The sequence below is a fragment of the Acaryochloris sp. IP29b_bin.148 genome, assembly GCF_028285565.1.
Lineage (GTDB): Bacteria > Cyanobacteriota > Cyanobacteriia > Thermosynechococcales > Thermosynechococcaceae > Acaryochloris.
The window spans coordinates 43,178-65,044 of record NZ_JANQOY010000208.1 but is presented as its reverse complement, the minus strand read 5'-3'; the positions used below and the strand labels follow the sequence as shown (position 1 = coordinate 65,044).

19 protein-coding genes are annotated in these 21,867 nt (G+C 49.6%); 11 read left to right on the top strand and 8 right to left on the bottom strand.

Annotated elements, in window-relative coordinates:
• Positions 1-13: 13 nt before the first annotated feature.
• The gene (locus tag Q0986_RS18885; protein ID WP_299414289.1) at positions 14-1,204 is read left to right on the top strand and encodes a GNAT family N-acetyltransferase; all 1,191 of its coding nucleotides are present in this window, start codon (positions 14-16) and stop codon (positions 1,202-1,204) included.
• Positions 1,205-1,232: 28 nt separating this feature from the next.
• On the opposite strand, the gene Q0986_RS18880 is transcribed toward Q0986_RS18885, so the two are convergent.
• Positions 1,233-2,033: an undecaprenyl-diphosphate phosphatase gene (locus tag Q0986_RS18880; protein ID WP_299414286.1), complete on the bottom strand. Its 801-nt coding sequence runs from the start codon at positions 2,031-2,033 to the stop codon at positions 1,233-1,235.
• 85 nt (positions 2,034-2,118) lie between these two features.
• Between Q0986_RS18880 and Q0986_RS18875 the strand changes: the two genes are divergently transcribed.
• The 3 genes from Q0986_RS18875 to Q0986_RS18865 all read left to right on the top strand — a co-directional run bounded on the left by Q0986_RS18875 (position 2,119) and on the right by Q0986_RS18865 (position 5,225).
• A complete protein-coding gene (locus tag Q0986_RS18875) occupies positions 2,119-3,660 on the top strand; it encodes an NAD(P)/FAD-dependent oxidoreductase (RefSeq protein WP_299414283.1) in 1,542 nt (513 codons plus the stop codon).
• Positions 3,661-3,882: 222 nt separating this feature from the next.
• On the top strand, positions 3,883-4,710 hold the full coding sequence (gene map / locus Q0986_RS18870) for a type I methionyl aminopeptidase (protein WP_299414280.1): 828 nt from the start codon (positions 3,883-3,885) through the stop codon (positions 4,708-4,710).
• Between the two features lie 56 nt (positions 4,711-4,766).
• Entirely contained in the window at positions 4,767-5,225 is a 459-nt protein-coding gene (locus Q0986_RS18865) for a hypothetical protein (RefSeq protein WP_299414276.1), read from the top strand.
• Positions 5,226-5,373: 148 nt separating this feature from the next.
• Here the strand turns inward: Q0986_RS18865 and Q0986_RS18860 are convergent, their stop codons facing one another.
• Positions 5,374-5,634 (bottom strand): hypothetical protein, encoded by a 261-nt coding sequence (locus Q0986_RS18860; RefSeq protein WP_299414273.1) that lies wholly within the window; start codon positions 5,632-5,634, stop codon positions 5,374-5,376.
• A 409-nt stretch (positions 5,635-6,043) separates the two neighbouring features.
• Here Q0986_RS18860 and Q0986_RS18855 point away from each other — a divergent pair, with 409 nt between their 5' ends.
• Positions 6,044-6,661 carry a glutathione S-transferase family protein gene (locus Q0986_RS18855; protein WP_299414269.1) on the top strand — a complete coding sequence of 206 codons (618 nt, stop codon included), beginning with the start codon at positions 6,044-6,046 and terminating at the stop codon, positions 6,659-6,661.
• Between the two features lie 17 nt (positions 6,662-6,678).
• Here Q0986_RS18855 and alr read toward each other — a convergent pair whose 3' ends face one another.
• Together alr and purE are read right to left on the bottom strand one after the other, a co-directional pair.
• The gene (gene alr, locus Q0986_RS18850) at positions 6,679-7,839 is read right to left on the bottom strand and encodes an alanine racemase (RefSeq protein WP_299414266.1); all 1,161 of its coding nucleotides are present in this window, start codon (positions 7,837-7,839) and stop codon (positions 6,679-6,681) included.
• A gap of 63 nt (positions 7,840-7,902) precedes the next feature.
• The gene (gene purE, locus Q0986_RS18845; RefSeq protein ID WP_299414326.1) at positions 7,903-8,397 is read right to left on the bottom strand and encodes a 5-(carboxyamino)imidazole ribonucleotide mutase; all 495 of its coding nucleotides are present in this window, start codon (positions 8,395-8,397) and stop codon (positions 7,903-7,905) included.
• Between the two features lie 250 nt (positions 8,398-8,647).
• On the opposite strand from purE, the gene Q0986_RS18840 reads away from it, so the two are divergent.
• Genes Q0986_RS18840 through Q0986_RS18830 form a run of 3 tightly spaced genes read left to right on the top strand, consistent with a single transcriptional unit; the run spans position 8,648 to position 11,308 of the window.
• The gene (locus Q0986_RS18840) at positions 8,648-8,941 is read left to right on the top strand and encodes a hypothetical protein (RefSeq protein WP_299414263.1); all 294 of its coding nucleotides are present in this window, start codon (positions 8,648-8,650) and stop codon (positions 8,939-8,941) included.
• Positions 8,942-8,953: 12 nt separating this feature from the next.
• Positions 8,954-10,132: an N-acetylglucosamine-6-phosphate deacetylase gene (nagA, locus tag Q0986_RS18835; protein ID WP_299414260.1), complete on the top strand. Its 1,179-nt coding sequence runs from the start codon at positions 8,954-8,956 to the stop codon at positions 10,130-10,132.
• A gap of 18 nt (positions 10,133-10,150) precedes the next feature.
• Positions 10,151-11,308, top strand: a complete 1,158-nt coding sequence (locus Q0986_RS18830) for an alanine--glyoxylate aminotransferase family protein (RefSeq protein WP_299414256.1) — start codon at positions 10,151-10,153, stop codon at positions 11,306-11,308.
• A gap of 51 nt (positions 11,309-11,359) precedes the next feature.
• Here Q0986_RS18830 and Q0986_RS18825 read toward each other — a convergent pair whose 3' ends face one another.
• Positions 11,360-11,587: a DUF2949 domain-containing protein gene (locus tag Q0986_RS18825; RefSeq protein ID WP_299414253.1), complete on the bottom strand. Its 228-nt coding sequence runs from the start codon at positions 11,585-11,587 to the stop codon at positions 11,360-11,362.
• 674 nt (positions 11,588-12,261) lie between these two features.
• On the opposite strand from Q0986_RS18825, the gene Q0986_RS18820 reads away from it, so the two are divergent.
• Positions 12,262-14,052: a M61 family metallopeptidase gene (locus Q0986_RS18820; protein ID WP_366918630.1), complete on the top strand. Its 1,791-nt coding sequence runs from the start codon at positions 12,262-12,264 to the stop codon at positions 14,050-14,052.
• Positions 14,053-14,626: 574 nt separating this feature from the next.
• Here Q0986_RS18820 and Q0986_RS18815 read toward each other — a convergent pair.
• The 3 genes from Q0986_RS18815 to Q0986_RS18805 form a co-directional block, all read right to left on the bottom strand.
• A complete protein-coding gene (locus Q0986_RS18815) occupies positions 14,627-16,225 on the bottom strand; it encodes an Hsp70 family protein (protein ID WP_299414248.1) in 1,599 nt (532 codons plus the stop codon).
• 388 nt (positions 16,226-16,613) lie between these two features.
• Complete coding sequence (gene rpsU, locus Q0986_RS18810) at positions 16,614-16,808, bottom strand: 30S ribosomal protein S21 (protein WP_299414245.1); 195 nt, start codon at positions 16,806-16,808, stop codon at positions 16,614-16,616.
• Positions 16,809-16,978: 170 nt separating this feature from the next.
• Positions 16,979-17,254, bottom strand: a complete 276-nt coding sequence (locus Q0986_RS18805) for an RNA-binding protein (RefSeq protein WP_299414242.1) — start codon at positions 17,252-17,254, stop codon at positions 16,979-16,981.
• 285 nt (positions 17,255-17,539) lie between these two features.
• Here Q0986_RS18805 and Q0986_RS18800 point away from each other — a divergent pair, with 285 nt between their 5' ends.
• Together Q0986_RS18800 and ylqF are read left to right on the top strand one after the other, a co-directional pair.
• On the top strand, positions 17,540-20,884 hold the full coding sequence (locus Q0986_RS18800; RefSeq protein ID WP_366918629.1) for a valine--tRNA ligase: 3,345 nt from the start codon (positions 17,540-17,542) through the stop codon (positions 20,882-20,884).
• Complete coding sequence (ylqF, locus tag Q0986_RS18790; RefSeq protein WP_299414239.1) at positions 20,884-21,747, top strand: ribosome biogenesis GTPase YlqF; 864 nt, start codon at positions 20,884-20,886, stop codon at positions 21,745-21,747. Before Q0986_RS18800 ends, ylqF begins: the two co-directional genes overlap by 1 nt.
• Positions 21,748-21,867: the final 120 nt, after the last annotated feature.

Sequence of the window (21,867 nt, the reverse complement as noted above, 5' to 3'; positions counted from 1 at the left end):
CAGAGGTTTGAGGATGTCTACTGTCCCCAGTCAATACCAGCATTACGAGGTGGGTATACCCGCCACCGCCCGCCAAGTCCAAGCCTTGGGCCAAGTGATCACCCAATGTTTTAATGTGTCTGGCGAGCACTGGCAGACCTATGCACGGCAGCTAGGACAAGAGAATTTAAGGGTCATTTGCCACGGCGACGCCGTCTTGGGCGGATTGGGGATTTATCCCATGGGGCAGTGGTTTGGCGGGCAGCGCATTCCTATGCATGGTATTGCTGGCGTGGGCATCGCTCCAGAATATCGAGGGGCAGGGGTCGCCCAGACCCTGATGACCGAAACCGTGAAAACCTTGCAACAACAGGGTGTTCCGTTGGCGACGCTGTATGCGTCCACCTCACAGCTCTACCGAAGTGTGGGGTTTGAGCAAGCGGGCACTTACTGCCTCTATCAGCTCCCTACCCAGTCCTTGACGATTCAAGATCGGAGTTTACCGATCACGGCGATGGACCCCAGTGATTTAGCGGTCCTGACTGAGCTGTATCAGCAGCGAGCCCAACAAACCAACGGCAATCTGGATCGCCATCCGGCCATTTGGGAGCAAATGCTGGAGGATGATACTCCCATTTACACCTATTTAATTGGGGAAAAGGACCACCCAGAGGGATACGTGATCTTTGCTCATCAGGCGGATTCTGGGTGTTACAACATCAATATTTACGACTGGGTGTGGCTCACACCTGCTGCAGGACAGCGGCTATGGACCTTCTTTGCTAATCATCGGTCCTTAGCCAAGGATGTGCAGTGGTATGGGGCTCCCATCGATCCTTTGCAGCTCTTACTGGCGGAACAAACCTATCAGGTGAAGCAAACAGAACGCTGGTTGTTGCGGATTGTCGATTTACCCAGAGCGTTAACCTTGCGGGGCTATCCGCCTGCTCTGGCAGCAGAGCTGCATTTGCAGGTCGAAGATCCGCTTATACCCTCAAATTCGGGCCAGTTTGTATTGCAGGTTTCTCAAGGGCAAGGGCAGGTGAGAACCGGGGGGCGAGGAGAGTTGAAATTGAATATTCGTGGTCTTGCGCCGCTCTATACCAGTATGCTGACAGCCCAAGCGTTAAAGCTATTGGGGGCTGTAGAGGGATCGAGGGAGGTTCTAGCTTTAGCAACCACGCTCTTTAGTGGTCCTCAACCTTGGCTAAGCGATCATTTTTGAGGCCATATCTTTCGTACCCCGCTTTGAGTTAGCTGACTGCCAGTTTAATCAGCGTTATTACGGCAATTAACCAAAGATAGGGGGCAAACCAGCGAAATTGGCCCTTTTTCAGAATGACAAACAGCCATTGCAAAGCCAAATAGCCAGTTACAAAGGAGGCTACAATCATCCCCAAAAGGGGAGCTAGCTTCAGGTCGTTTCCTAAGACCTCATCAATTCCTAAAATCGCGACTCCGAAAGAAACAATCATGTACATCAAAAAAGAGAAGCGAGGGGCAAGTTCAGAAGAGGCTCCCCGCCACAGCATAGTAGAGATGGTACTACCTGCACGAGAGATGCCTGGAATCACGGCTAATCCTTGAGCGAGTCCACCAATTGTGGCATCTAACCAACTCAAAGATAGGGCATTTCGTTTGAGGCCAGATTTAGGCGTAAACCACAATACGATTCCTGTGACAATCAGGGCAAAAGAAACATACAGCGGTTGATTCAATTCTTCAAAAATCGGTTTTAGTCCTAAACCAATCATGGCAGTCGGAATTGAGCCCAAAATCACTAGTAATGCCATTCGCCATCCCTCTTGTTGCCGTGCAATAGGAGAGGTTAAGCCTTTGAAAAAACCAGATAGGGCTTGCCAAACATCTTTTCGGAGTACCAGCAGTGCGGCTAGGAAGGTACCTGTATTAGTAGCGATATCAACATAGAGAGGTAGTTTCTCTCCCCACCCAAAGTAATAATTGGCGAGCACTAAATGCCCAGAACTGGAGACGGGCAGAAACTCTGTGAGTCCCTGCACAATCCCCAAAATAATTGCTTGCAGTAAGGTCATAGGTGTTTAGAAGAGAAGAGAAATCGCTTTGTTTTAATATCCTTGGCGAATTTACCATTAATTACTGAGGTATGGGGTACTCAAGGTGAATGACGACAATGTAGATGTAATCATCATCGGCAGTGGCATTGGTGGATTGAGCTGTGGGGCGCTGTTAGCCCAGTATGGTCTTAAGGTGTTGGTGTGTGAAAGTCACACGTTGCCCGGTGGGGCAGCCCATGGGTTTCAACGACAGGGCTATACCTTTGATTCAGGTCCGTCTCTGTTCTCAGGATTGTCCTTTAGTCCCTCCCCTAATCCCTTACGACAGGTATTGGACGCCATTGGTGAAGATTTAGAATGGGCGACCTATGATACCTGGGGATGCTGTTTGCCAGAAGGAAATTTCTTTACCTCGGTCGGAGCCGATCAGTTTTGTGAAGTTGTGGGAGAGCTGAGAGGGGAGGCTGCGGTGGCCGAATGGCGGACCTTGCAGCAGCGAATGGAGCCGTTGAAAGACGCTGCGATTGCACTTCCTGCTGCAGCAATACGATTTGACTTAGGTGCGTTACAAACCGTGGGTCGGTTTATCCCTAAACTCCTCAAGCAATTTCCCCATCTCGCCCAACTAACTGGCCCGTTTAGCCAAGTAATTCAGGGGCAGGTCACGGATGAATTTCTGCTCAACTGGTTGGATTTAATGTGTTTCTTACTGGCTGGGCTACCGTCGGATGGGATTATTGCGGCGGAAATGGCCTTTATGTTTGGGGAATGGTATCGCCCGGATGTGGTGTTGGATTACCCCATCGGTGGCAGCGGTGCGATCGCAGAGGCGCTACTCCGAGGACTGACGAAACAGGACGGCCAGATTCGGCTTGGTGCCCATGTCGAAGAGATCCTAATTGAGAACAACAGAACGGTCGGGGTGCGGTTACGAACCGGGGAGGAATTGCGATGCCGACAGGCGGTGATTTCAAATGCCTCTTTCTGGGATACGGCTGCTTTACTACCCCCTTCTCATTCTCGTTATCGGCAAAAACAAACCTTGCCGGACTGCCCCAGCTTTATGCATTTGCACTTGGGCATTGACGGGCAGAACCTTCCCTCAGATTTAGCCTGTCACTACATCGTGGTGAATGATTGGCAGCAAGACGTGACGGCCCCCCAGAATGTGGTTTTGGTGTCTATTCCATCTCTATTGGATCCCTCGCTAGCCCCTGAGAATAAACAGGTGATTCATGTTTATACCCCCGGTAATGAACCCTATGACCTCTGGCAAGGATTGGATCGGAACAGTTCTGACTATGCTCAGCTTAAGCAGCAGCGAGCGGAGGTGATGTGGCAGGCTCTGGAACGAATTATTCCTGATATTCGCGCGCGTTGTGAGGTGTCCTTAGTGGGGACCCCCTTGACCCATGAGCGATTTCTACGCCGTCATCGGGGGACCTATGGACCTGGGATTCGAGCAGGTACCGGACTGTTTCCTGGTCCCAAAACGAAAATTCCGGGTCTGCTTTGCTGTGGCGATTCCACGTTTCCGGGGATTGGCATGCCTGCAGTGGCGGCGAGTGGATTCTTAGCCGCTCATGCCTTAGTGCCTGCTCAACAACAGCTGGGAATGCTTCAGCGTATTGGTTGTGTAAATTAAAACCTTGAGCTTTAGTGGTCTCTGAAAAGGTTCAACCACAATTCTCAACAAAGGGAAGAGGCGTTGGTCAGTATAGTAAATCCTTCTTAAGGCAGTGGCTATCTGCCTATGAAGGAGAATTTGGCGTTATCCTTATGGATAGGGTGATCAATTCATGTAGCTTGCTGCTGCATTGTTCAGTCGATTGGTCTACATCCTCAGCAAACCTGTCTTCAAAAACGCATGAACATTCTCTCTAATCTATTGGCACAGCCTGCCCAGCCCTCTGTACCGAAGCAACGAGGTCGAGGGATTGAAATTAAGTCCAAGCGTGAGATTGAAATCATGCGACAGGCGTCCCGAATTGTCGCCACGGTTCTGAAAGAAATTTCTGAATTAGTGGAACCGGGGATGACCACGGCTGATTTGGATGCCCATGCTGAAAAGCGAATTCGCGAGATGGGAGCCACCCCCAGTTTTAAGGGATATCACGGTTTCCCGGCGTCCATTTGCGCCAGCATTAACCACGAAGTGGTACACGGTATACCCAATCCGAAGAAAGTCATTCAGTCAGGGGATGTCCTCAAGGTTGATACAGGTGCGTATTTTGAAGGCTTTCACGGTGATTCTTGCATCACCATCGCCGTGGAAGAAGTGACGGATGATGCAGCTAAGCTAATCCGCGTGGCGGAAGAGGCACTGTTCAAAGGGATTGAGCAGGTGAAGGAAGGCAATTATCTGATGGATATTGCTGGAGCGATTCAAGACCATGTGGAAGGGAATGGTTTTGTTGTGGTCGAAGACTTTACGGGACATGGCGTAGGCCGCAATCTCCACGAAGAGCCTTCGGTGTTTAACTACCGTACTCGCCAGATGCGTAATGTCAAACTGCGTTCTGGGATGACGTTGGCGATTGAGCCGATTTTGAATGCGGGGTCCAAGGTGACCAAGATCCTTCGCGATCGCTGGACGGCAGTCACGGTTGATAATGCGTTATCAGCCCAGTTTGAGCACACCATTTTGGTGACTAAAACAGGCTATGAGATTCTTACAGACCGCAATTTAGTGTAGAAAAACTGCATCAGGGTCTCACTTAGTTTACTAGCCCAGAAGACTTCAAAAAGACGATGGATGCCGACAGCACGATTGCTTGGACTGGCTTTGGGGTGATTACCGAAACTGGAGTACCTTTGGGGTGGGTGAAAAATACCATTTTGGGGCCTGAACATGATTCTCTTCATTCTCTAGTCATTTCGCTATTGCCCTATGTATGGTTGCCCAGGTTCTTGACAGGGAGTTGCCAGCTATCAACTTCTGAAATCGTTAGTTATGGTCCTAATCGTTTAATTGCCTTTGAAGGATCTGAACACAAGGTTGTTACTCAAACTGTTTCTGGGTTGGAGTGGATTGGCTTAGTTCGACCGCCTTGGCATCAAAATTATAAGGAAGTTTATCCCCTTATCCATGAAGAGGATGCTTGGAATGGATGGAGCGATGATGGTGATCTTGGGAACTCACCCATTTCTGCACCCCGAGAACCAGGTCCCAATCCGCTCAATGGTGAGGCGGAAGTTCCAACAGACTAAACTCCTCTAACGTTTGTGAATTAGTGCGATCACAGCCTCAATCCCCTGAAGTATGCTGTAGATTTCTCCCCCAACTCCAACACAATTACATCCCCAAGCTAATGCAGGGGGCTTTACCGTTGTGCGACTATCTCAGTTTTCCTGCGACTTAAGTTCCCAGTTGAAATCCCAGGAAGAACAGAGCAATACCTGCATAGACCAATAACGCAGATTTTGCCTTGTCCGATAGTTGGCGAGAGCATAAATCGCTTGTCCCCAAAAACATACCTATCAGGACATCACCGATACAACCTGTCAGCCGAAAACGGTTTAAAGGAATATTGCCTTTGTCATCAACAATAAACCGCAGATAGCCTGTCAGTATACTGATGCATCCCAAGATAAACAGGGGGATAAGTAGATGTTTCACGTGTTAGCTCAAAGCCTTTAAAAATCTTTCCTGATGCTACGCTAGCCATCAACGAATTAAGATAACCCAGACACAAAAGCTTTAGGCTGATGAGCTAAAAAACTGGGTCAATCATTAAAAAGTAGAGACTACAAGAGTTTTGCTCTAGCAATTTTTTTTAGCGTTCACTCACTGGAACTTCGGTTCAAGGTTGGGCGACTTAGATCCTTGGATTGTAGTGTCTGCTTTGGCACAGAGGATCAACTGCTGTTGCCAATTTTATAGTATCCAACCGAATGTTTTGACGATGTCACTAAAGCATGACCTTAAAATCACTGTATTTACGGGGATAAAAATATCAGACGTTACAATCCAAATCTAAATATCTCTTTTTAGAGAGATATCGTCATATAGCGGGATATGAAGTGCGATGGGTCAATACAAGGTATACGGCGATATATATTCTGGTAACTGTTATAAAGTCAAGCTTTTAATGTCGCTTTTAAACATTCAACATCAGTGGGTTCACGTTGATATCTTGAAGGGAGAAAGCCGAACAACAGACTTTTTAGCCAAAAATCCGAATGGTCGAGTGCCTGTCTTGGAGCTGCCCGATGGGCGATGTCTCTGTGAGTCCAATGCCATTCTGCACTTTTTAGCCAGAGAGTCTGCATTCTTACCGACTGACCCATTTTCCTATGCTCAAGTTTTGCAATGGCAGTTTTTTGAGCAATATAGTCATGAACCCTATATTGCCACCTCTCGATACATTATTCGCTATCTTGGTTCTCCGGCGGATCGCCAAGCTGAATTGGAAACTCGCCGAGTTGGAGGGTATGCAGCCCTGGACGTGATGGAACAACATTTAGGCAAGCATTCCTTTTTGGTCGGGGACGCATGTTCCATTGCTGATATTTCTTTATATGCCTATACCCATGTGGCCTCAGAAGGCGGGTTTTCCCTTACCCCTTATCCCCATATTCGCCACTGGCTCGACCGGATCTCCCGACATCCACACCATGGGACGATGGACCAATTTGCCCCATAATCTCTAATCAGTACCAATCACCGCTGTGGGGCACCATGGTTAACCAACACCCGTGGCAAACGATGCTTAAATCCACAGACCACCTCATAGGAAATGGTCCCTAATGTTTCTGCCCACACTTCTGCTGAAATGGTGGCATTCCCATCCTGCCCCAATAGCGTCACCATTTCGCCGACCTGCAGATCGGGAATAGAACTCACATCAACCATCAGCTGATCCATCGTAATTGCACCAATTTGGGGAACCAGACGTCCACGAATAATGACTTTCATCTGGTTCGACAATAACCGAGGGACACCATCAGCATAGCCAATCCCCACCACCGCCACTATCGATGGTTGATCAGTGGTGAAGGTGTGGTTATAGCTGACGCCCGATCCTGCTGGTAAGGTTTTGACTTGGGTGACACGCGCCTTAACTTGCATCACAGGCTGAAGATGAATTTTGTTCTGGAACTGAGAACTGGGATATAGGCCATACAACGCCAGTCCCACCCGAACTAAATCGTAATGAAATTGCGGACCAGACAACATCCCTGCAGAGTTTGCTAGATGCAGTTTGGGTAGGGGAAAGTCCTGGGTCTGGAGCCGGCTAAGGACCTCCTGCAGCCGACTTTGCTGTTGCAGCATAAAGCTAGTATCCGCATGGTCGGCAGTTGCGAGATGGGAATAGATACTGGCGATGGTGAGATGGGGGAGGCGATGAACAAATTCAATAAAGGTGGCGCCCTGCTGCCAGATGGGGCCGAGACGAGACATCCCCGTGTCAATCATTAAATGGACGGGCAAGGCATGCTGGAGGTGCCGAGAAAAGGTCAGTGCTTGCTCAGGGCTACACAGGGTCGGCTGTAGCTGCCAACGGACGATTGCTTCGATTTCTTGGACCGTGTGGGTCGCACCCAGCACCAAAATAGGCGCATCAATATTGGCTTGGCGGAGTTCAATGCCTTCAATGATGGTCGCAACGCCTAACCAAGTCGCCCCATGCTCTAGGGCGGTACGGGCAACGGTCACTGCCCCATGCCCATACCCATCTGCCTTGACCACTGCCATAAGAGCCGTTTGGGGCAGGATCTGCTGCTTGAGCTGGCGAATATTGCTGGCTAACGCATTTAAATCAATTGTGACCCAAGCTCGTTCACAAGCTAAGGTACCTTGCATGGATGCATGCCCGACCATTCCTGAACTGCTCCCGCCAACTACCCAAATCTTAGCTTGGTTAGGGGTAGCTCTGAAAGTCTTCTAGGTAAAGTCTTCTAAGTATTTTTGATAGCCCTTAGCGGTTAACTGCTCTTGCTTCTCTTGCACCATTTCTGTGAGGGACTGACGGTAGGCCAGAACTTGGGCTAACAGTTGAGGATCATGGGGGGCCAGCATTTGCACCGCTAACAGCCCGGCATTTTTAGCATTCCCAATGGCAACGGTGGCAACTGGAATCCCACCGGGCATCTGAACGATGGAGTAGAGAGAATCCACCCCTCGCAAATGACGACTGGCTACCGGTACACCAATGACGGGTAAAGGGGTCAGCGCAGCCACCATGCCGGGGAGATGGGCGGCTCCCCCGGCACCCGCAATAATGACTTTAATCCCTAAGGTATGCGCCTGTTGGGCAAATTCCACCATCCGTTGCGGCGTCCGGTGGGCAGAAATAATTTCGACATGGGCAGCAATACTAAAGTTCTCGCAGACTGCGATCGCAGCCTGCATCGTCGGTAAATCAGAATCACTACCCATAATGATGGCAATCTCGGGAGAATTCGCAGGATGATTCAAGGGACCCTCTTTTTTGCTATTTCAGCAGAACAATCCAACACGTTACAATACGGATCCATATCCTAAACTTAAGCTTTTCTTTTTGTTCCAAAACATCAAGTTTTGCCTAGAATTTAATCACTTCTGGAAATCTGCACGTTCCTATTTATCAACATCCTGCCCCCCGTGCAACATGAATAACTGAAAAATTTTAATTTTTGAGGACGCTTCGATGAATCCGTTACAAGGGTATCGATTTACCTGCACCCTCACCTTTGGAGATATCTATGCCCAGGTGATTATTTGGCTAATTGTGATTTTCATTGCCTTGGCCTCCTCAGTTGCCCTCTATCAAAATCCCATGTATGCCTTTTTAACGGGCGGTTTGATCCTAGTCTTATCACTGCCTTTTTTGCTCTTTGCCTTTGTAACCACTCTCCTCAACCACATTGAGCTAACCCCCATGGACGACACTCAAGCCGCAGGCACCTCAGTGGATCCCTCAAATGCCGTCCAGACGAGTTAAGTCGGCCGCTTAATGTCAACGGTGCCAACGCTCACATCGGGCCGATATCAGCTGGATAATGCAAGGATTCCAGGTCGAGCCGGTCACCAACGGGTCTGTATTGAAGATGGGCTTGTCCAACGGATCGAAGCGATGGCTGCCCCTGCTCAGGGGCAGCCTGCCCAGAGGGTGGACTTAGCGGGCGACTGGCTCTCGCTGGGTGGCGTAGATCTCCAAATCAATGGCGCACTCGGACTTGCGTTTCCCGATTTACTGCCCGCCCATCGGCCTCAACTACAGGAGATTGGTGAGTTTCTCTGGCAGCAGGGGGTAGATGGGTTTTTACCCACTTTAGTGACCACATCCATTGCTAAATTTCAGCAAGCATTGTCCGTTCTCCCGACTTATCAACCGTCAGAGGCAGCTCCCCAAGCTCAGATCTTGGGGGTCCATTTGGAAGGGCCCTGTCTCAATCCCTCTAAACGCGGTGCTCATCCGCAGGAGTTTCTCCAGCCCTTGACCGTTGAAGTTTTGCAGCAGGTGATCGGTCCTTACCTACAGGCCGTCAAGGTGATGACGCTGGCACCAGAACTCGATCCATCTGGGGCCGCCGTGGCTTGGTTGAGATCGCAACAGATCCTCGTCAGCCTCGGCCATTCTCTGGCAACAGCAGCGCAAGCCCAAACCGCTTTTGAACAAGGGGCAACGATGGTTACCCATGCCTTCAACGCCATGCCTAGCCTTCACCACCGCCAACCCGGATTGCTGGCAGCAGCGCTGATGCACCCTCAAGTCTGGTGTGGCTTTATTGCCGATGGCCACCATGTTGACCCCTTAATGCTACAACTCTTGCTCAAGGCCAGTCCTCGACGGGGTCTGTTTTTGGTCAGTGACGCCTTAGCACCATTGGGGTTGCCCGATGGTGTCTATCCTTGGGATACTCGCCAAATCAAGGTCACAGACGGCACCGCTCGCCTAGCAGATGGCACCCTGTCAGGCACGACGCTGCCCCTGCTAGCAGGAGTGCAAAATCTTGTGAAGTGGCAGATCTGTTCGGTGGGACGGGCCATCACCTTAGCAACGGAAGCCCCTCGCCAAGCCATAGGGCTTCCAGGATTGGGGCCTGGTCAGCCTGCTAGCCATCTGCTGCGATGGAGCCATCATCCCCACAGGCAACACCTCACCTGGCAGCGTTTATGGACTTCTGCTTGATCTGCAAGGGCTGACTGCATGGATAATCCACTCATGTTAATGATTCCGGGACCTACCCCTGTCCCCCAACAGGTCTTATTGGCCTCTGCCCAGCCACCCATTAGCCATCGCAGTCCAGAATTTCGGAACCTGATGGCCGACCTCACCGCTGATCTCAAATGGCTGCATCAAACTCAAAATGATGTCTTAATCTTAGCCAGCAGCGGCACTGGTGCCATGGAAGCAGGCATCCTCAATTTTCTCAGTCCAGGTGATCGCGTCCTGGTGGGCTGTAACGGCAAGTTTGGCGATCGCTGGGCGAACCTGTGCGACCAATTTGGTCTGGCCACCGAACGGATGACGGCTCCCTGGGGCAAAGCACTCGATCCAGAGGCGTTTCGCCTACACTTGCAAGCCCAGCCAAATCCGCCGATCAAAGCCGTCATCATCACCCATAGCGAGACCTCTACGGGGGTCCTGAATGATTTAGAAACCATCAGCCACCATATCAAAGCCCATAGCTCAGCCTTGATCATTGTTGATGCCGTCACTAGCTTAGGGGTATGTCCCGTCCCCATGGATGAGTGGCGTCTTGATGTCGTTATTTCAGCGTCTCAAAAGGGATACCGAATGCCACCGGGATTGGGCTTTGTCGCGGTCAGCCCCTTTGCCTGGCAAGCCCATGCCACTGCTCGGTTCCCCCGTTTTTACTTCGATTTGGGCAAATATCGCATCGATGCAGCAGCGAACACAACGCCTTTTACGCCTCCGGTTAATCTATTTTTTGCCTTGCAGGCCAGTCTCGCGATGATGAAAGCCGAGGGACTCACCAGACTGTTTGCCCATCAACAAGGCTTGATGCAGGCGACCCGAGCAGCTTTGCGCGCCCTTGATTTGCCGCTATGGGTATCTGATGATGCCATCGCCAGCCCTGCCGTGACCGCTATCGCACCTGCACAGATCGATCCAGAACTGCTGCGCTCACACTTACGGGACCAGTATGGTGTGGTGATTGCCGCAGGCCAAGATCATATGCGAGGGAAGCTCATCCGCATTGGACACTTGGGGTATATGTGCGATCGCAATATTCTGACCACCATCGCTGCCCTTGAGGCAACGCTCAGTGATCTAGGATATCCATTCCAGCCCGGCATCGGCAGCCAGGCCGCTGCGCGTTGCTTTGCCCAACCGAGCTAGTGGTCCTTGTGTAAAAGCGAAGGAGATATGGGGAATCTGCACCCTTCATCCTTAAGTGTTTTCCAACCAGTCGTATATCTGATTCAGCTGGTCTAAAGTGATCAGCCCGTACTGCCATAACACAATTGGTAAAGGTCCCGGATCCTGCTCCAAATGACGAAGTGCCAGGCCAATCGAATCATTCGGTAGTGCTAGCTCTTCCTGCAAAAACGTTAGCAGTCGTTTTTGCGACGCTAGGGTCGGTGGAGAAGACTCTTTGGTAAACCGAGATACTGCCATTATTTTTCTAAAAAGATTGCGTGGTGACCCAAGAAAAAATTGCTTAAAAGTTAGCGTTTAAAACTGAGTGGACTGAATTTGTATTCAACCAGGACACCGAATGCCAAGAAAAACTCAAGTATTACTGATTACCTAACGATAAGTTTAGAAACGGTAATCGGTTTTTCAAGCCTCAGGATTGATAACAATTCCTTCGATAAGAGCAAACTTTTGCCAGGTCAGCGATGACTAGATGTTAGATCATGTATCAGGAAGAATAACCAACTTGATGCCAGAACAAAGCTCTCACCGCAAAATAAAAGCGATACAGCAGATTATTCAAACTCTAGCCTATTGATAATTAAAGAACAGGCTTTGAATTAAAGACGGTTAGTTAATCAACATAACCACATCAAGATTTTCGCAACGATGATTAGGCTTCCCCCAAACCTACAAGCATAATTTGACTGTTGCTACCAAATAGCAAAACAGGCAAAACAGCAAACCTATTCAGTCGTATTGGAGTAAGAGTGTAACACACTCTTTGAAGAATGGCTCAACTTAAATATTTCTTTTAACAAATGTCACAAAAGAGAAGAATGGTTAGGTGGGGCAACAAATATTTATTCCGTTCCCTCAACCTGCTTAGCATTGATCGATACACTAAATAAAATCAATGCCAGTATCTCAATCCTATGACTGATGTTCTTGCTTCTGAGCAGGCTATGGCTTCCTCATCAACACCCATGTTTCGATATGAAGTAGCGATGCCTGATCCAGCCTCGCACTTGTTTGAAATTACTCTGCACTGCTCACTCGCAGCGATATCAACCCTAGACTTAAAACTACCGGTGTGGACACCAGGGTCCTATTTAATTCGAGAGTACGCGAAGCATTTACAAGACTTCTCTGCCACCGATAATCAAGGCCATTCCTTGTCCTGGCAAAAAATCAGTAAAAATCACTGGCAGGTCCAAACGTCGGATACCTCAATCGCTATTATTCACTACCGCATCTTTGCCCATGAATTGACAGTACGAACTAATCATTTAGATGCCACCCATGGCTACTTTAATCCAGGTGCAATGTGCTTGTATGTACCAGGACAAGTAGACAGAGAAATTGCCATTACGATTCACCCTCCTGAGCCAAGCTGGCAGGTCACCACAGCCTTAAACCCTCTCCCTGATGATCCGTATACCTTTGTGGCCCAGAACTTTGATGCTCTCGTTGATAGCCCCTTTGAAATAGGCACCCATCATATCGAGCATTTTGAAGTGCTGGATAAACCCCATCAGTTGGCGATTTGGGGGGCTGGCAATTACAACCTCTCCCAAATAGTGTCTGACACTCAAAAAATTATCGAGGTGGAAGCTGAGATATTTGGCGGTTTACCCTATGATCGCTATATTTTTCTCTTACATCTATCGGCACGAGGATATGGCGGTTTAGAACACCACAACTGTTGCTCATTGCTATACGCTCGCTTTGGGTTCCGTCAACCCAATTCCTACCATCGCTTTATGTGCTTGGTGGCCCATGAATTTTTCCACTTGTGGAATGTGAAGCGGATTTGCCCTCAAGCGTTATCGCCCTTTAACTATGACCAGGAAAACTATACGGATCTGCTGTGGTTCTGTGAAGGTGTCACCAGTTTTTATGATTTAGTGATTCCCTATCGGGCGGGCATCTACGACGCTAAAGTCTATTTGAAGCTGATCTCAGACTCAATTTCACGCCTACAGGCTCTTCCTGGGCGACAGGTACAATCGCTCACCGAGTCCAGTTTTGATACCTGGATTAAACTGTATCGCCCCGATGCCAACTCTCGCAACTGCCAAGTCTCCTACTATCTGAAGGGAGAAATTGTGGCTTTACTCCTGGATTTGCGAATTCGCCACCAGCACCAGAACCAACGCTCCTTAGATGATGTGATGTTGCAGCTTTGGCAAACCTATGGCAAAACTCAGCAAGGCTATACCAGTCAACAACTACAGGCTGAGATTGAAGCGGTGACGGAGTTAGATTTAACGTCTTTTTGGCAGGACTATATTGAGGGCACCGTCGAACTTCCCTATGCCGAGTTTTTGGCCCCCTTTGGCCTAGAAGTGGTGCCTGAGTGGGGGGAGGCGCCTATTCCCTATCTGGGGTTTAACTTACGAAAACAATCCGAATCAGGACAATTGCAGTCTGTAGACGTGAACTCGCCCGCTCAGCAGGCAGGCTTAAAGCCCGGCGATCAGCTGTTGGCCATCGATGGTTTTCGGGTGCAGCCCGATCAGCTCAATCAACGCTTACAGGATTATCAAGCCGGTGATTCTATCGCCATCACCGTCTTTCATGAGGATCAATTGGAGACCCATCCAGTCACATTGGCCGAACCGTTGCCAAAGTCCTACGCGATACGACCCATGCCAACCCCCACGGCTCAGCAAAAACAGTGTTTTCAACAGTGGTTAGGGATGGGATTTGCGGACTTGATGTAGATTAATCGCCTAATCCGTTGAGTGTTCAATACCAGTCATTCTTGGGAATGCTAAAGGCATATGAACGAAAACTTGCGTCTCCTTTACCCCTTAGTTACCTGGTGTGGACTGGGGGGTATTTTATTTGCAAACTTTCCGAAAGGTGAGGGCAAAAGTTTTCACGCCATCTTCACCTTTGGTTGTTAATATTATCTCAGAGATAAGCAAACCCTTTAAACCTCACTAGCGCGTATGGGTTGTCATCACCATATACGTGCATTCCAACAAACTTGCCCCCGTAAGGGGGCTTTTTATTTAATTGTCTAGACCGATAAAATAACAGAGATAAGCAAACTCTTTACACCTGGCTTTCGCATACGGGTCATCATCCCCTGATGCGTGCATCTCGAACAAAACTTATCCCCTTGAGGAAGAATTCTATGTGCTTATTTATACTGACGCGGTGATGGAGATCACTGCGATATATTCCGTGATGCCACTCAGGTGTTTTGCAGAGACTGAAAGTTAGGATGAAATTGCCTCAGGGGAACTCTTCGGAGTTATCACCCCCCCTGGGGCATAACATTGCCAAGCGTTAACTGAGCTGAGCGACAATTTGATTTTTTAGCAATGTGTCTTGGGTTAATAGATCTTCTACGCTGATGCGCAGGGTACGCTGTTGATCAACCCAAAATTGGACTTTAATGCGATCGCTACCAGGATACCCAGGCGGCTTGAGCTGTGCCACCTTCCTGGAACCATCACGATCGTTGAGCGGCTGGACAAGGGTTTGCGGATCGGAAAGTGGTCGTGTGACTAAGCGATCGCCATCAAAAAACACCTCTGTGCCGCTATTGGTGTTCCCCAATTCTCCTAGAATCAACTCAATACTAGGTTGTGCATCCGTGGAGGCGCCCAGCGTCAGCTCAATCGGTTCATTCATGGGATAGGGCAAGCCAGCCGGGATAATCGGATGCCAGCTATGGGCATTTTGGCGCCGGTCCCAGTAGCGAATGCCGTAACTGTGATACAAAAAATCTTTGACTTCCAACCCGCGAGCCACTTGTAAAGCGCCTTGGGCAATGGCCGTAAATGGCCGACTGCTATGAATACGGCTGGCGTCAAAATACTGTTGTACCCAGGTTTGTACCGCAGGAATTTGGCTGGTACCGCCCACCAGTAGCACTGCTTTAATATCTTCAACCGTTAAGCCCTGACGACGAGCCTGCTGCAGCACCTGAGTCATGCTGTCATCTAGGCGATCAAAAAATTGATGCTCCTGTAGAATTTGCTCAAATTGCTCTCGCCCCAACGTCAACTCATAGCTATCGAAGGTTTCCTCGTTAAAGTACACTTCTGTGGCCTGAGGCTGTAGCGATAACTGGATCTTCAGACGCTCCGCTAACCGGGTTGTTAAGGGAGTGACTGCTAAGCTTTGGGTTTTGGCAAAGTAATCCACTAACCAATGGTCGATATCTGTGCCCCCGATGTTTTGTCCCGCTTTGGCAAGCACTCGAGCAGACTGAGGACGCTGTTTAGAGGATTCCGCTAAGTTTTTGTCTCCCCATTTCAAAATAAATCCCAGAGGCTGGGTCTTTTGCTGGGAGGGATTCAGCTGTACCAGGGATAGATCAAAGGTGCCGCCGCCAAAATCAACCACCAGTAAAATATCTTGATCGGCCTTGCCATACCCCAAAGCAGCTGCCGTCGGTTCGTCGATCATGCGAACTTGTTCGACCTGCAAGTCTTCGCAGACTTGACCTAACCAATGCCGATAGGTCTCAAAGCTATCAACCGGTACGGTGAGGACTAACGAGTCTTTAACATCGGGATAGGTGGTTTGCAATTGCTGCATAATGGCCTGCAAGAACCAGCGTCCTACCTGTTCAAACTGAAGGGTCTGACCATCCAAGTCAGGCAAGAACCCCTGCACTGGAGACCCAATTCCCCGCTTGAAGCCGCGAAAAAACCGTGGATCGGCTTGGACATCAAGGCCGCGATCGCGAACTTGCTGCCCCACCAATACCTTATTTTCGGCTGCTTGCTCAACATAGAGCAGGCTAGGAATCAAATCAGGGTTTTGTGCGACCTGAAGGCTCAAACCAGGTAGATTAATGACTTCAGATTGCTCGGCAACGGGGTTCCAACGAGCAATAACCGTATTACTGGTGCCAAAATCGATTGCGTAACTCAAGAGACTTCGTTCTCACCAAATGCTTTAGACACTTAAAATACCCTTGAGCAGAGAAGTGAGCAAGGGATCAACAGGAGCTCAATCTCGACTGGATAGCAGCCAAAGCATCGGGTCAAGCCAAATACCCTTGGGCAAGGAGCATCCTATCTTCACTTAAGTATACAAAAGAGAGCAGAATCCCTAGGACAAAGTCGCTTATTTTTAGTCTTACCCATCCATTGACATGATTCGGGAGCGAGTCATACATCCACCAACGACCCTAGATGGATCTGGGGCCAAAGATCGCCGCTTTATGTCAGCAATCGATAGGGTTTGTTGCCTTGAGGTGAGCGGGAAATATTCAGTGGCTCCATGCGTGAGTTACCAACGATGGAACCAGCGCCGTTATCTACCGACGGCGACTCCGCATTCTACGTCGTTCTCGCAGTCTGGCAGTCGTTTTTCGCTGTCGCTTTTGAGCAGGCGTCTCAAAGTGGCGATTTTTTTTCATATCGGCAAAGATGCCGGCTCTCGATACTTTTCGTTTAAATCGACGCAGGGCGGATTCTAATTGCTCATCGTCTCCAAGGACCACTTGAGCCATTCAATATTCTCCAAGTAATGGGGCTGGACGTCTGGATGACAGGGGATACTGTTATCCAAACATAAAAAGCAGGTAAGGGAGGATGGGGTCGCTACCCTTACCTGATACAGTTGCTGCCGAGGTTAAGACATAACCTAACCTCACAAAAGATATGTTGAGTTCAATATCTCTTAGTTGCCGCCCCAACTGTTAGCAGGTCGGGGGGTACGGGGCTTGGCTTTATTGACTTTCAACGTCCGCCCAATCCATTCAGCACCATCTAGTTCTTCAATGGCTTTATCTTCGTTAGCTTCGTCTTCCATCTCTACAAAGCCAAAACCACGTTTGCGACCTGACTCACGATCCACAGGAAGCTTAACTTGCTTGACTTCTCCGTATTCCGCAAAAACTGCGGTTAAGTCATCCTCTGTAACCTCATAGGATAGGTTACCGATGTAAACTGTCATACCTTACCTTCAAAAATCAAATAAACAACGTATCGAGATTGGAATGCGGAGGTAAGTCAACTAACTCAGGACGAAAGGATAACTCTTCTTGAATCTAGCCAAAACTTGGCCTACCGACGTTTGGTCTCTTTGGTTATTCTAGCGTCACTACTGCTTAGTTCAAAGGGGAAGTTTATCGATCAATCTTGAGAAAGACCGACAGGCACAGGTAAATATGGCAGAATTTAATCTAAATGCTGCCTCAGTTAATAGGCTTTTCTTCTCCTCTTCAGAGTGTTTTAAGTTATGATTGCCACCGCTCCATCCCTATCTAGCCAATATGATCCCGCGGCAACCGAAGCCAAATGGCAAGAGACTTGGGAAGCGAACAACGTCTTTAAAGCCGATCCGAACCATGGGGGTGCCCCCTACTGCATCGTTATCCCCCCACCGAATGTGACGGGCAGCCTGCATATGGGCCATGCCTTTGAGGCGGCACTGATTGATGTGCTGATTCGCTACCATCGCATGATTGGTGACAATACCTTGTGGCTACCGGGGACGGACCATGCCAGCATTGCCGTACATACGATTTTGGAGAAGCAGCTACAGGCGGAAGGCAAAACCCGCTATGACATTGGCCGAGATGAATTTTTAGAACGGGCTAAACGCTGGAAAGCTGAATCGGGGGGCAAAATTGTCCACCAGCAGCGGCGATTAGGCGTTTCGGTGGACTGGACCCGTGAGCGGTTCACGATGGATGAGGGCCTGTCCAAAGCGGTCAACAAAGCTTTTGTGCAGATGCATGAAGAGGGGCTGATCTATCGCGGCAACTATATGGTGAATTGGTGCCCGGCCAGTCAATCGGCGGTCTCCGATCAAGAAGTAGAAAATAAAGAAGTGGATGGTCATCTCTGGCACTTCCGCTATCCCCTCAGCGACGGTTCCGGTACTGTAGAAGTCGCCACCACCCGCCCAGAAACGATGTTGGGCGACACAGCGGTAGCGGTGAATCCCAAGGATGAGCGTTATCAGGACCTGATTGGTAAAACCATTAAGCTACCGATTACAGAACGGGAAATTCCGGTGATTGCCGATGAGTTGGTCGACCCAGAATTTGGAACGGGCTGTGTTAAAGTCACGCCTGCCCATGACCCCAATGACTTTGCCATGGGCCAGCGACATCATTTGCCCTTCATTAATATCTTGAATAAAGATGGCTCTTTAAATGAACACGGTCATATTTTTGCCGGATTAGATCGGTTTGAAGCCCGTAAACGGGTAGTGGCTCGTCTGGAAGAAGAGGGCTGTCTGGTGAAAACAGAAGCGTATCGCCATAGCGTTCCCTATAGTGATCGCGGCAAGGTCCCCGTTGAACCCTTAATCTCCACTCAATGGTTTGTCAAAACAGAGCCGCTCGCCAAACGGACGTTAGCGTTTTTAGATGACCAAAGTTCACCTGAGTTTATCCCTGAACGGTGGACGAAGGTCTATCGCGATTGGCTGGTGAATCTGCGGGACTGGTGTATTTCTCGCCAGCTTTGGTGGGGGCACCAAATCCCGGCGTGGTATGCCATTAGTGAAACCGAGGGCGAAATTCGCGAAGATACGCCGTTTGTGGTGGCTGAGAATGCAGAATCAGCCCAGCAAAAAGCCGTAGAGCAATTTGGACCGGAGGTGCAGCTCCTTCAGGATCCAGATGTCTTAGATACTTGGTTCTCATCCGGCTTGTGGCCCTTTTCCACCTTGGGCTGGCCCGAGGAAACGGCGGATTTATCCACCTACTATCCTACGGCCACTTTGGTGACCGGCTTTGACATCATTTTCTTCTGGGTGGCCCGCATGACCCTGATGGCAGGGCACTTCACGGGAGAAATGCCCTTTAAGGATGTCTATATTCACGGCTTGGTGCGGGACGAAAACAATAAAAAAATGTCCAAGTCGTCGAATAACGGCATCGATCCGCTGATCTTGATCGATAAATATGGCACGGACGCTCTCCGCTATACCCTGATTCGAGAAGTGGCCGGTGCAGGACAAGATATTCGCCTGGAATACAACCGCAAAACCGATGAATCCACCTCTGTAGAAGCGTCTCGTAACTTTGCCAATAAGTTGTGGAATGCCTCACGGTTTGTGTTGATGAACCTAAAAGGACAAACGCCAGAGCAGCTCGGGCAACCTGCGATCGCTGATCTAGAACTGGCCGATCGCTGGATTTTGTCTCGGTATCATCGCCTGGTGCAGCAGACCCGCAATCAAGTAGATGCCTATGGTTTAGGTGAAGCCGCTAAAGGTCTGTATGAGTTTATTTGGGGTGATTTCTGTGACTGGTATATTGAACTGGTCAAGCCTCGGCTGCGCCAGGAGGGGACGACCTCCCAGCGAGTCGCTCAGCAAACCCTCGCCTATGTGTTGGAAGGAACCCTGAAGCTGTTCCATCCCTTTATGCCCCATATTACGGAGGAGATTTGGCAGACCCTGACTCAACCAACGTCAGAGCAGTATTTGGCCAGCCAGCCCTACCCAGAAGCTGCCGATATTCAATTGGTGACTGAAGCGACACCACTGACGGCAGATAGTGCTGATGCACCTATTGAAGAGGCGGCACCCGAACCCGAGACGGTGGAGCCAGAATCGACTGCTCAAGCGGAAGAGGCATCAGAGACTGAACCTGAAATTCATGACTTTAGCTGGCGGGATGCTATTCATACCTTTGGCGAGTTACCCGCGTATCTGGGGCGTTTTCTGGATGTGAATCAAACGGTTTTGCTCTGGGTCTGTGCCTTCTTCCTGGGTATTATCAGTCTGGCGATGGTTGCGGCTGTGTTAGGGGCGATTAACCGCGTTCCCCTGTTGGGCAGTATTTTTGAGTTAATTGGTTTGGGATATTCCCTCAACTATGCCTATCGCCGCCTGCTTTGGTACGACGATCGCAAAGCTTGGGTTGAATCTCTACAAAAGAAAACGGAGGAGATTTTACCGCTGCTAAGTGATTCTAAGACGCTGGAAACGACGGCTGAAGCCCTAGGTGGAGATTTGGCCCTCGCGGAACCTGTGATCGCAGTTGAGCCAGGCCATACCGCTCCCTCGAATGACTTTACACCTGAAAATTCGCAGCCAACGGAAATTTTAGGTACAAGCTCAGAGGAGTTCACAGCCTGGGTCGATCCAGGACTCGAAGAACAGTTTGAGCTAGTGATTGACACCATTCGCACCATTCGCAACCTGCGGGCAGAAGCCAGCATTAAGCCTAAGCAACCGATTAAAGTGATTCTGCAAAGCGAGAGCGATCGCGAACGACAAATCCTCACTGCAGGTCAAACCTATCTCCAGGACCTGGCCAGGGTTGAGTCCTTGAGTATTACCCCGACCGTAGAAGGGGAAGTCAAACAAACCATCATCGGTGTGGTGGGTACGGTTCAAGTCCTCCTCCCTCTCAGTGGGGTGGTGAATGTGGACATCCTGAAAGCCAAACTCAATAAAGATCTCAGCAAAGCCGAGGCAGAAATCCGGTCCTGTAGTGGTCGATTAAACAACGCCAATTTTGTGGAACAGGCCCCGCCTGCCGTGGTTCAGGGGGCGCGCGATACCCTGGCTGAAGCCGAAAAGCAGGCTGAGATTTTGCGCAATCGTCTAGAGCGACTCTAATGTCTACGCCTCCAATTCAGTGGTATCCCGGCCATATCGCCAAAGCCGAAAAGGCCCTGGTTGAGCAACTCAAAAAGGTAGATGTGGTTCTGGAAGTGCGAGATGCCCGCATCCCCCGGTCCAGCCATCATCCCCAGATTCAAAAGTGGATTGGCGAAAAGCCCCATGTATTGGTGCTGAATCGAATCGATTTGGTCACCCCTGTCTCCCACCAGCTCTGGTTAGACACACTCAAGACAGAAGGCCAGGACCCTTACTTCACCGATGCCCAGCATGGTAAAGGCATTAAGGCCGTGATTAAAGCGGCGGAAAAAGTGGGCGTTAGCATTAATCAACGACGTTGCGATCGCGGTATGCGGCCTCGCCCTGTGCGAGCAGTCGTTTTAGGATTTCCCAATGTCGGTAAATCTGCGCTGATCAATCGTCTACTAAAGCGGAAAATTGTTGCCAGTGCGCGTCGTCCAGGGGTGACTCGACAGCTCCGTTGGGTGCGTGTATCTCAAGCGTTGGAACTCTTAGACACGCCTGGTGTCTTACCGGCGAAATTGGAGGACCAACAAGCAGCCTATAAACTGGCAATTTGCGATGACATTGGGACTGCGGCCTATGAATCTCAGTTAGTAGCCACAACCCTAATTGAGTTATTGCACACTCTAGATAGTGGTGAGAGACCCCCGGGGTTCCTGCCTGAAAATAGTTTACAAAATCGCTATCAGCTGAACTCAGACGCTATGACTGCCGCGGACTACCTAACCGCTTTAGCAGAGCATCGTCATCAAGGCAATCTAGAACGGATGGCTCAGCAACTGCTCCATGATTTTCGCAAAGGATTATTGGGAAAAATCACGCTGGAACTCCCCTAACACTCCCCCTTTAAAAAATTGTCGAATGGGTTTACGTCCAGCCAATACTCCAGAAAGCGGTCCCTGAGGGCCATGCGTACAGGAGCTGCTGCTGCCAGGTGATTGGATTCAGAAAAAAGC